Raw genomic sequence first — 6,509 nt, 5'->3', positions numbered from 1 at the left:
GCTGCGGCTTCCTGGCGGGAGCCTGCACCGTCCGCGGCGCGGGAGCCTGTGCCTGTGCCTGTGCCTGCGCCTGCGCCTCGAGCGGCGCAACGAAAGCCGCCAGGGCGACGGTCATGCCGGCGGCGAGGCCGATCGACCGGAGCGGCTTTGCGATAGTGGCGGTCGTCATGGGTTCACCTTCTGATCGAGGAACTTGTCGGTGCTTTCCTGCAGCTGATTCTGGATCTCGACCCGCCGCTGTTGAATCATCGGCTCGCGCGAGACCACGATCTCGCCGATCGTGAGGTCCTTGTAACGCTGCACCATCTCCTTGCCGGCCTTGACCAGCAGGGTGTTCTTGGCGAGGCAGCTCTTGGTGCTGGCCTTGTAGGCGGTGGCCTCACCTTCGAACTTGGCCCGCTCGGCGTCCTTGCTGCGGGCAACGGTCGCCGCCTCCTCATAGGCGGACTTCCACTTCTCCAGCGTCTCATCGCGCTCGGCGAGCCGTTGATTGAACTCGTCGACAGCCTCGCGATGGTCCTTGTCGGCTTTCTTCAACTGCGCCTTGAGGTCGTCGACCTCCTTCTTGGCCGCCGCCTTCTCGCGATCGGCGTCGGCGACTTTTGCCTGCAACGCCGTACGCTGGTCTTCCAGCGCGCGGGTCTGCGCGGTGGCGGTGCGCAGGGCATCACGCAGACGATCGGTCTCGGACTGGGCGAATGCGGTGCCGGAGTCGAATGCTCCGATCACCATCATCAAGACAAAGAGTGCGATGCGCATGGTCAGAACTTCGCGTTGAGGTCGACTTGCAGGACGTCGACGGCATAGGGGTTGCCGGCGATGCTGTTGGCGCTCATCCAGCGCAAGGTCGCCCAGACATTGTCGCCGAGACCGATATTGCCGCCGACGAAATAGCCCTTGAGGTTGGTGCCGCCGAGACCGAAGTCGGAATCTGCGAAGGCATCGATGGTGGCATCCGACTCCAGGTACTTGTAGCCGGCGTGGACGTTCCAATCCCAGAGATGCTTGATCTCCCTGTCGCCGACGGTGACGCGGCCAAGCCAACCCTGGTTGCCGCCGTTGAACGGACCAGGCGTGTTGCCGCCGTCCTGGCTTGCCGCACGGTTGTTCATCAGAACGCCGTAAGTCGCCGCAGCCGCATTCATCAGAGAACGGCTGAACGCGGTGTTGTTGACGTACTCGCCGTCGAGCACGATGTGGGTCGGATGGAAATGTCCGAGATCGAGCTGTCCGCTGACGACCACCGGGCGATACTGGCTGACCAGTCCGAAATACTGGTACTGAAAGTTCTGGCCGCCGTTGTTTCCGATCCCGGGAGCATCGGCGATGATGTTACGCAGCGGGAAGTAGGTGTTTCCCTTCTGCGCAAAGGACGGCCGGGTTATGTCGGTATTGCAGACGTCGACTGACGACTCGACGATGCAGGGAGCGGAGCGCTGGCCCTGCACATTGTCGAAGTCGTAATAGGCGACGCCGAAGCGGAATGCATATTCCGGGCTGAAGCGGGCATTGAAGCCGACCTGGCCTCCGAACATCCACTTGTCGTGGCTCGCGAATTTGGTCGGCGCCCCGGTGACAGGGTCTCCCAGATTGATTCCGGCGTTGAAATCGGTGTTGTAGATCGGGAATGCGCCGGCGACCGCGAACGGCGTGAAGCCTTCCCATACCTCGTGCTTGGCCTGAACGGCGACGCCATCGAAGCCGAGCTCCTTGTACCAGACGAGATCGGTCGGCGACCAGAACGGGTTGTCGAAACGGCCCGCGGACAGGCTCAGATCGCCGTTCCAACCCTGCCAGTTGATGTAACCACGATCCAGCCAGAGCGAGTATTTCGAGAAGTTGCCCCCGCTGGCACCAAACGTCTGGTTGGTCGACACCGGCGAGTTGTTTTCGCCGGTCGCGATGCGCAGGCCGGCCGTGAACCCGTAGAGCAGGTCCGCTTCCATGCCGAGCCGGCCGCGGAACCGGAACTGGTTGCGGTCCTGCGTGGCATCATAGGTCGGCCCGAAATAGGGGTTCGAGGCCAGCGAAACGTCATAGGGCGAGCCGGTGTTGATGGCGTTGAAGTTGGCGGCGCCGGCCTGGTCGTTGCCGGTCGGAAAATAGTTGCCCTGATAGCGCACGCGCGCATCGCCGTAGAAGCGGATGCGTTGCGCCCACTCCGGGTAAGTTCCGGGCGACGCCCAGTTCTCTTTCTGCGCCTTGGCCATCACCTCCTGCTTAATTTCTTCCCGTAACTGTCTTTTGACGACTTCGGGAACGTAGGTGACGTGCCTGGTGCCGGGCGGCTGCGCCGCCGCCGCGGCGGCGGTTGCGGCCTTGGTGGCATCGTCGGCCTTGGTCGTGGCGTCCTTGGCGGCCTGGCGGGAGACATAGGCTTCGTCCTCGGCCTGCTTGATCAGCGCCTGGGCCTGGTCCTCCTTGAGCACGCCCTGCTGCACCAGCAGATTGACGAGATTGACGGTGGCGTTCGACGATGTCGGCTTGGTGCTCGACACTTTCGGCTTCTTGATATCGGTCTTGGCATCGACTCGTTTCGCCGCGGCGGTGGGCGCCTGGTCGGCGGCCTGATCCGCGGTCTGGCCCACGGCCGGCGTTGCGCAGGCGAGCGCGCTCAGCGACACCGCAAGCGGCAACGCGCGCCATTCTGCGTGAGCTCGTTTCTTAAACATCAGTCCCCCAGTTCTCACTCGCACATTTCAGTTCAAAGGTTGGTCGTTCGGTTGGTATCGTCAGCTCGGCCGTCGCGCAGTCACGCGCGTGACCACCGGCATCGGCATGTCCTTGGGTGGTGGTTCGCGCAGCGTGAGGCTGCCGATCACCTCGTTGCGCAGCGCCGCGTCGATCTCCGGATTGCCGGAGGACGGCGTCAGGACCACGCGGGTGACGTGACCGGAGCCATCGACCCACAGCCGCACCTGGATCTGCGTGGCCATGTTGCGCGTCTTCGGATTGGCGCGGATCGCCGCCTCGACCTGCGAGGTGATGATCGTGGTGTACCAGCCCCAGCGGCTGCCACCGCCGCCGCCTCCGCCATACGGGCTGCCGCCGGGCTTGCCGCCGAGATTGAACAGATCGCCGGGGCCGGTCGGCTTGGCATCAAGCGACAGCGGGCCGGGCGGCTCGTCGTTCTTGGCGTCCTTGGCGGGCTCGTCCTTCGGCTTGTCGACCGGCTTCTCTTCCTTGAACTCGGGCTCCGCCATCTTGGGCTGCTCGATCATCTTCTGCTCGGGCTGCGGCTGTGGCGGCGGAGGTGGAGGCGGCGGCGGCAGCGTCACATTGACGATGGTGAGATCGCGCACCTGACGCGGCGGCGGCAGGTCGTCGTGGCCGAGAAAGAAATAGACGATGCCGCCAAGGAACAGTGCGACCAACGCCACCACCGAGCCGTAGCGCAGCAGCGCATTGCGCTCGCCCTTCCCGGCCGCCGACTTGCGGGCAGGTGCCGGCGCGGTTTCGGGAGCAACGGCAACATCGTGATCTTCAGCGGACGGCGTTGCACGCGCGGCCTGCGCGCTCTGGTCCCGCATCGGCGCGTTCATGGCGCGGCCTCCGTCGAGGCGCACTCGGCCAGCCTCTCATTGACGTATTGCGTGACGAAGCTGGCGAGTGCGTCGAAATCCGTGGTCTTCAGGATGACCTTGGTATCGGGGCCGGCTTCGATCGCGGCCTGAAACGTCCCGATCTCGCTCAGATAATCCACATCGGCTGCCGCATCGATCGAGAGCCGGGCCCACGGGCTCCGCGAGATCGTCAGCCGCAGCGGGTTGTCTGCGAGCTCCCGGCCCGCGACGTGGCGCCGGAGCACGTCGGCGAGCTTGACCAGCAGAGCCTCGCCATGGATGGGAAACGGCAGGACCTCGCCGGCCGCTTGTTCGTGCAACGCCGGACCGGACGGCCCGGAGCCGGCTGGACTCGATACCGTCTCCTCCGGCACCGCACGGCCGTGGCCTGCGGAGTCGCAGCCGGAATCGAATGATCGTATCACGTCGCTCAGCCACGACCGCAGCGTCCGGCGCTCGGCAAGTGGAAAGGGTGTTGGCTGCGTGAACATGGCGTCGCTTCCCGGCTGGCTCACTTCACGAGCGGCTTGGTGGCGAGCCCGACCTGGCTCAGGCCGATGCGGCTGAGCAAATCGAATACGTCCATCACGCTCTGGTACTGCGCCTGCGCATCGCCGCGCAGCACCACGGGAAATTCCGGCGTCAGGGCCTTCTGCTGGATCAGCCGCTGCTCAAGCTCGGCCAACGTCACCGGGATGGTGTCGAGGAAGATCTTGCCGTCATTGGCGACCGTGATCGCCTTGGTGGTCTGGGTCGCAAGGCTCGGCGCCGCCGAGGCCTTCGGGAGATTGACCTTCTGTCCCTGCACGGTCGCCGTCGTCATGATGATGAAGATCACCAGCAACACGTAGGCGAGGTCCAACATCGGCGTGATGTTGATGTCGTCATAGGGTTTGGAATCGGCCTGGATCTGCATCGCAATTACTCCGCGGCGATGCGGTGTTCGATCGGATCCGGCCGGTCGGCGGAATAGAATTCCGCCATCTTTGTCACGAACTCGTCGACGAAGACCTGAATGTCGTTGGTCAGGTCCTTGATCCGCGAGATCAGGTAGTTGTAGCCGAACAGCGCCGGGATCGCGACGCCGAGACCGGCGACGGTTGCCACCAGCGCCGCGGCGATGCCGGGCGCGATCGCATTGACGTTGACGTCGCCGCTCGCCGCGATCGCCGCAAAGGTGATCATGACGCCGACCACGGTGCCGAGCAGGCCGAGGAACGGTCCGCCCGAGATCGCGATCGTGAGCACCACCATCAAGCGATTGAGCCGCTGCATCTCCTTGACGACGCCGCTATCGAGCGCCGCGCGGATCGCCGCAATCGAGACCGCCGACAGCACCGGCGCACGCTGCGAATTGCTGCCCCCGAAGCGGTGGCGGATTTCCGCAGCACCGATGTGATAGATGCGATAGAGCGACGACGAGCGCATCATCTTGGCGTCGGCTTCGGTGAGGCGTCCGCCCAGCGTCGAGATGTCGTCGGCATCGCCGCGATCCAGCATGGTGAGATCGGCGGCGATCTCGCGGAAGCCCTTCATGAACTGGGCGTTCGCCTTGGCCTGCTTGCTGAGATACGAGGCTCTGTCGAACATCACCACCCAGCTGATCGCAGCCATGATCAGGAGAATGCCGATCACCACCCAGCCGTCGAGCGTCACCGACTTCAGGATCACCGCGAAGTAGCCGGACAGCCAGCTTGCGGTCTCCTCGTCGACGCTGAATGCCATCAGCTTGGCCTGGTCGGGACCCTGCCCGATCGCCATCACCTTGATCAGTCCGGCGGAGCGCGCGACCTTGCTGATCTGCAATTCGTCGATGTCGCCGACGAAGCCGGCCATGGCGGCGACAGGCGCCGGTGCCGGCGTTGCCGCTGCCGCTGGTTCCGGCGTCGCCCCGGGCGCGGCTCCACCGTCCGCAGGCGACGCATCAGGGGGCACTGATGGTGTTGCTGCGGACGGGGCCGTCGCAGGCGCGATCGGAGAAGCGCTGGAGGTCGACGAGTCCCCTCCGATCAGGCCAACAGTATTGAGAGCCGGCAGGCTCGCGCTGAGCGCGGCGTAGGATACGCCGTCGAGATAGAGCGTGACCTGGCCGTTTGCCGCAACGACGGCGACATGATGCCAGCTGCTGGCCGCCACCGGTGCGCCGGCGGTCGAGCGCTGCACGGAGCCCGCATTGGTGACTTCGACAAACGGACTGCCGTTGTCGACACCGATCACCAGCGCGTTGGCGCCGTCACGCCGGCTGAACAGCGCAGCATTTGGCTGCAGCGCAGCCGGCTTGATCCAGGCCGACCAGGTCAGCGCCGCGCCATCCGCCCAGGCGAGCGACGGCGAGGCCGGCACGGTCACCGGCGCGCGGCCGTCGAGCCGCAAGCCGGTCCCGATCAGCGAACCGTCCGCCGGCTGGCCGACGCTCTGGGCGTTGTTGGCCCATACCGAGGAATCGATCGCCGGCGTGCCGCGCTCGTTGAAGTGATAGACCGTCAGGGTATCCGGATCGTAGGTGCCCTTGGGGTCACTGGTCGCGAGCGCTTTCTTGTCGCCGTAATAGAGCCAGATATCGGTCCGCGCGCCCGGCGCGAGGTTCGGCACCGCGACCCAGACCAGGCCTTCGCCAAGCAGGGAATCGAACTTCTCGATGTGATGCTTCAGCGGAGTCTTGTCGTCACCGGCGACGAAGCGCAGATCGCTGCCGTCATCCTTTGCCGAGCTGAAGCGGAAATTACCGACATGCAGGCGGACCAGCATCGACGTCGTTCCGATCGGGTCGGTGACGTTGGCGCCGGACGCGCTGGCATCGATCGTGATCTTCTTGCGCAGCGACCATTCGTCGTTCCACCACGCGTTCGCCGGTGCGAGCGACCCCACCAGGACGACGAGCCCGAACAATAGTGCCGTCGCCGCGTTCGCAATGCCTCGCCGCAGCGCCGGCCGGCGCATGCGTCG

General features: G+C 65.1%; 6 protein-coding genes. All 6 read right to left on the bottom strand.

Annotated features, from left to right (window positions below; genetic code table 11):
* Positions 1-165 precede the first annotated feature (165 nt).
* The 6 genes from H8A92_RS28145 to H8A92_RS28120 are packed head-to-tail and all read right to left on the bottom strand — an operon-like array spanning position 166 to position 6,503.
* Positions 166-759, bottom strand: a complete 594-nt coding sequence (locus H8A92_RS28145) for a coiled-coil domain-containing protein (RefSeq protein WP_229198768.1) — start codon at positions 757-759, stop codon at positions 166-168.
* Between the two features lie 2 nt (positions 760-761).
* Positions 762-2,672 carry a putative porin gene (locus H8A92_RS28140; RefSeq protein ID WP_229198767.1) on the bottom strand — a complete coding sequence of 637 codons (1,911 nt, stop codon included), beginning with the start codon at positions 2,670-2,672 and terminating at the stop codon, positions 762-764.
* A 60-nt stretch (positions 2,673-2,732) separates the two neighbouring features.
* Positions 2,733-3,542, bottom strand: a complete 810-nt coding sequence (locus H8A92_RS28135) for a TonB C-terminal domain-containing protein (RefSeq protein WP_229198766.1) — start codon at positions 3,540-3,542, stop codon at positions 2,733-2,735.
* Positions 3,539-4,054: a hypothetical protein gene (locus H8A92_RS28130; RefSeq protein WP_229198765.1), complete on the bottom strand. Its 516-nt coding sequence runs from the start codon at positions 4,052-4,054 to the stop codon at positions 3,539-3,541. Before H8A92_RS28130 ends, H8A92_RS28135 begins: the two co-directional genes overlap by 4 nt.
* 20 nt (positions 4,055-4,074) lie before the next feature.
* Positions 4,075-4,479, bottom strand: a complete 405-nt coding sequence (locus H8A92_RS28125; protein ID WP_092122695.1) for an ExbD/TolR family protein — start codon at positions 4,477-4,479, stop codon at positions 4,075-4,077.
* 5 nt (positions 4,480-4,484) lie between these two features.
* Positions 4,485-6,503 (bottom strand): DUF2341 domain-containing protein, encoded by a 2,019-nt coding sequence (locus H8A92_RS28120; RefSeq protein ID WP_229198764.1) that lies wholly within the window; start codon positions 6,501-6,503, stop codon positions 4,485-4,487.
* Between the last annotated feature and the right edge of the window lie 6 nt (positions 6,504-6,509).

Origin of the sequence: Bradyrhizobium acaciae, from assembly GCF_020889785.1 — a bacterium.
In the GTDB taxonomy this organism is placed as follows: domain Bacteria; phylum Pseudomonadota; class Alphaproteobacteria; order Rhizobiales; family Xanthobacteraceae; genus Bradyrhizobium; species Bradyrhizobium acaciae.
The sequence above is the reverse complement of the archived record's forward strand: the minus strand, read 5'-3'. Positions and strand labels throughout refer to the sequence as shown.

What these genes read in the sequence shown, in the direction of transcription:
- H8A92_RS28145 (WP_229198768.1), bottom strand. Translation starts at nt 759, where the DNA reads ATGCGCATCGCACTCTTTGTCTTGATGATGGTGATCGGAGCATTCGAC.
- H8A92_RS28140 (WP_229198767.1), bottom strand. Translation starts at nt 2,672, where the DNA reads ATGTTTAAGAAACGAGCTCACGCAGAATGGCGCGCGTTGCCGCTTGCG.
- H8A92_RS28135 (WP_229198766.1), bottom strand. Translation starts at nt 3,542, where the DNA reads ATGAACGCGCCGATGCGGGACCAGAGCGCGCAGGCCGCGCGTGCAACG.
- H8A92_RS28130 (WP_229198765.1), bottom strand. Translation starts at nt 4,054, where the DNA reads ATGTTCACGCAGCCAACACCCTTTCCACTTGCCGAGCGCCGGACGCTG.
- H8A92_RS28125 (WP_092122695.1), bottom strand. Translation starts at nt 4,479, where the DNA reads ATGCAGATCCAGGCCGATTCCAAACCCTATGACGACATCAACATCACG.
- H8A92_RS28120 (WP_229198764.1), bottom strand. Translation starts at nt 6,503, where the DNA reads ATGCGCCGGCCGGCGCTGCGGCGAGGCATTGCGAACGCGGCGACGGCA.